Here is a 2,894-nt window from a genome sequence, read left to right as displayed (position 1 = left end):
CAGTCTGGCAGCTCGTCGGGCTCATAACCCGAAGGTCGCAGGTTCAAATCCTGCCCCCGCAATTACCTTCTTAATTTAATAAAATAAACAAAGTCAACCTTAGGGGAGGTAGAGGAACCTAAGGTTTTTTTGTATAATCAACTAAGGAGTCTTTTTTATGAAGGCATATGAATTGATCTCAAATAATCCGGAAGAGACATGGGAGATTGCCCGCCGATTGGGAAAATTGCTCAAACCAGAAGACCTTTTGCTTCTTGAGGGTGATCTTGGTGCCGGTAAAACCACTTTTACAAAAGGACTGGCTTCCGGTCTTGGCATTGAGAGAAACGTAAACAGCCCGACCTTTACAATCATCAAAGAGTATCATGGCCGGATTCCGTTATATCATATGGATGTATACCGTTTGGAAGATTCATTCGAAGATCTTGGTTTTGATGAATATTTTTACGGTGATGGTGTAACAGTGGTGGAATGGGCCCAGTTTATTGAGGATCAGCTTCCGCCGGATCGGCTGGCCATTGATATTTTCCACGAAGCGGAAAATCAAAGGCGCATTGTTTTTAAGCCTTTCGGGACGAGGTATGAAGCATTATGTGAGGAGTTTTTTGATGAAAATCCTGGCAATTGACACTTCCAATGACGTGCTTGGTGTCGGTCTTGTAGACGAAACGAAGGTCATTGGCGAATATATAACAAATTTGAAGAAGAATCACAGCATCCGCGTCATGCCTGCCATTGAGCGGCTTCTTGCCGATTGTGAAACGAAACCATCCGATTTGGATAAAATTGTCGTCGCCGGCGGCCCGGGTTCGTATACCGGCGTCCGCATCGGCGTGACGATTGCCAAAACGATGGCCTGGAGCCTGGGAATTCCTTTATCAGGTGTTTCAAGCTTGGCGGTTCTGGCAGCCGCCGGACGTTATTTTCCAGGTTTGGTCTCACCGCTTTTTGATGCGAGGCGCGGATTGATTTATACAGGGCTCTATCGGGTTAAAGACCAAGAGCCTGTCATAATAAAAGAAGATCAAAACATACCTGCAGCAGAATGGGCAGAGATTTTAAAAGATACCGGAGAACCTGTATTATTTGTTGGCAATGATATCAAGCTTCACAGGGAGACCTTCCGTACGGCCCTTGGGGAGAGGGCTCATTTCGCCGCAGTTGGCGAATTCAACCCAAGACCTGGGGAGCTTGGTTTGTTGGGAATAAGCCGGCCTGAAAAAAATGTTCATACATTTACTCCAAACTATATCCGGCTTGTCGAAGCTGAAGCCAAATGGCTGGAGAGACAGGGGAAAGTGACCAATGATTGATCGCAGCATGGAAATAACGAAAAATGTATCGTTTCGTCTTGCCACAGTGGATGATATTCACAATCTCTGTCATATTGAAAGCCGTTCATTTCCAACTCCGTGGCCCGAGGAAGCTTTTTATAACGATATTGCCCATAATCGTTTCGCCTCCTATGTTTTTATCGAAGTAGCCGGTGTACAGGCAGGCTACTGCGGGGTTTGGATCATATTAGATGAGGCGCATGTAACAAACATAGCCATACTTCCTGAATTCCGGGGACGCAAGCTTGGGGAAAAATTGCTGTGTAAAATGATGAGTTTGTCCAAGGAAGCCGGCGCCAAAACGATGACGCTTGAGGTTCGCATCAGCAACCATATTGCAAAATCTTTATATAAAAAGCTTGGATTCCAGGAAGGCGGCATCAGAAGGGGTTATTATACCGACAACAAGGAAGATGCACTGGTCATGTGGGTGAATTTATGAGTAAAAAAGATTTAATTGTGCTCGGAATTGAGACAAGCTGTGATGAAACCGCAGCATCAGTAGTAAAAAATGGAATGGAAATTCTTTCAAACGTAGTGGCATCTCAAATCGAGAGCCATCGCAGGTTCGGCGGAGTTGTTCCCGAGCTTGCATCAAGGCATCATGTGGAGCAGATTACGATTGTCATTGAGGAAGCTATTCAAAGAGCGAGTGTCACCTTCGATGATGTCGATGCGATTGCTGTCACGGAAGGCCCCGGGTTAGTCGGCGCCCTTCTTGTTGGTGTCAATGCGGCGAAAGCCCTGGCGTTCAGTTTGAATAAACCGCTTGTCGGGGTTCATCACATCGCCGGCCACATATACGCCAACAGGCTGATCACTGATTTTACGTTTCCTTTATTGTCACTTGTCGTTTCAGGCGGCCATACAGAACTGATCTACATGGAAAAAGAGGGGTCCTTTCAAGTGATTGGCGAAACACTCGATGACGCCGCAGGGGAAGCCTATGACAAGGTGGCGCGAACATTGAATCTGCCGTATCCCGGCGGCCCGCATATTGATAAACTTGCACAGGCGGGAACGCCTAACATTGATTTGCCGAGGGCTTGGCTCGAAGAAGGGTCTTATGATTTCAGTTTCAGCGGATTGAAATCTGCAGTTATCAACACTTTACACAACGCAGAGCAGCGAGGCGAAAAGATATCCCCAGAAGACTTGGCTGCAAGTTTCCAGGCAAGTGTCATTGAAGTTTTAACGGAAAAAACAGTACGGGCTTGCAAGGAATATGGAGTAAAGCAGGTCTTGCTCGCTGGGGGTGTAGCGGCCAATAAGGGATTGCGCGCTTCATTGGAGAAAGCATTCGGCGAAATAGATGAAGTTGAGCTGATCATTCCTCCCCTTTACCTATGCACAGACAATGCCGCTATGATCGCGGCAGCAGGCAGCATGCTGTATGAAGCGGGTAAAAGAGGGAAACTAGATATGAATGCAAATCCCGGGTTGGATATAGAGAACTTTTGATAGCAGGTGGATGAGGTCCATCTGCTTTTTTTTTCAGAGTAAGCGTACAATGTCAAATACTTTTTTCAAGTTTTAGAGTAACTCAAAGACACCTACCGT

4 protein-coding genes are annotated in these 2,894 nt (G+C 46.3%); all 4 read left to right on the top strand.

Going from position 1 to position 2,894, the window contains the following annotated elements; genetic code table 11:
* Positions 1 to 157 precede the first annotated feature (157 nt).
* The 4 genes from tsaE to tsaD are packed head-to-tail and all read left to right on the top strand — an operon-like array spanning position 158 to position 2,795.
* Positions 158 to 628, top strand: coding sequence for a tRNA (adenosine(37)-N6)-threonylcarbamoyltransferase complex ATPase subunit type 1 TsaE (tsaE, locus tag FS666_RS18995; protein WP_144463752.1), 471 nt, complete (start codon positions 158 to 160; stop codon positions 626 to 628).
* Entirely contained in the window at positions 609 to 1,313 is a 705-nt protein-coding gene (tsaB, locus tag FS666_RS18990) for a tRNA (adenosine(37)-N6)-threonylcarbamoyltransferase complex dimerization subunit type 1 TsaB (RefSeq protein ID WP_144463753.1), read from the top strand. Before tsaE ends, tsaB begins: the two co-directional genes overlap by 20 nt.
* Positions 1,306 to 1,776: a ribosomal protein S18-alanine N-acetyltransferase gene (rimI, locus tag FS666_RS18985; RefSeq protein ID WP_186306623.1), complete on the top strand. Its 471-nt coding sequence runs from the start codon at positions 1,306 to 1,308 to the stop codon at positions 1,774 to 1,776. Before tsaB ends, rimI begins: the two co-directional genes overlap by 8 nt.
* Positions 1,773 to 2,795 carry a tRNA (adenosine(37)-N6)-threonylcarbamoyltransferase complex transferase subunit TsaD gene (gene tsaD, locus FS666_RS18980; RefSeq protein ID WP_144463754.1) on the top strand — a complete coding sequence of 341 codons (1,023 nt, stop codon included), beginning with the start codon at positions 1,773 to 1,775 and terminating at the stop codon, positions 2,793 to 2,795. Before rimI ends, tsaD begins: the two co-directional genes overlap by 4 nt.
* The last annotated feature ends 99 nt before the right edge of the window (positions 2,796 to 2,894 follow it).

The organism is Siminovitchia fortis (assembly GCF_007681465.1).
Classification (GTDB): domain Bacteria; phylum Bacillota; class Bacilli; order Bacillales; family Bacillaceae_C; genus Siminovitchia; species Siminovitchia fortis.
Note: the sequence above shows the minus strand (reverse complement) of the source record. Positions and strands in the feature narration are given on the sequence as shown.

Coding starts and splice junctions, on each gene's coding strand:
- tsaE (WP_144463752.1), top strand. CDS start 158: ATGAAGGCATATGAATTGATCTCAAATAATCCGGAAGAGACATGGGAG.
- tsaB (WP_144463753.1), top strand. CDS start 609: ATGAAAATCCTGGCAATTGACACTTCCAATGACGTGCTTGGTGTCGGT.
- rimI (WP_186306623.1), top strand. CDS start 1,306: ATGATTGATCGCAGCATGGAAATAACGAAAAATGTATCGTTTCGTCTT.
- tsaD (WP_144463754.1), top strand. CDS start 1,773: ATGAGTAAAAAAGATTTAATTGTGCTCGGAATTGAGACAAGCTGTGAT.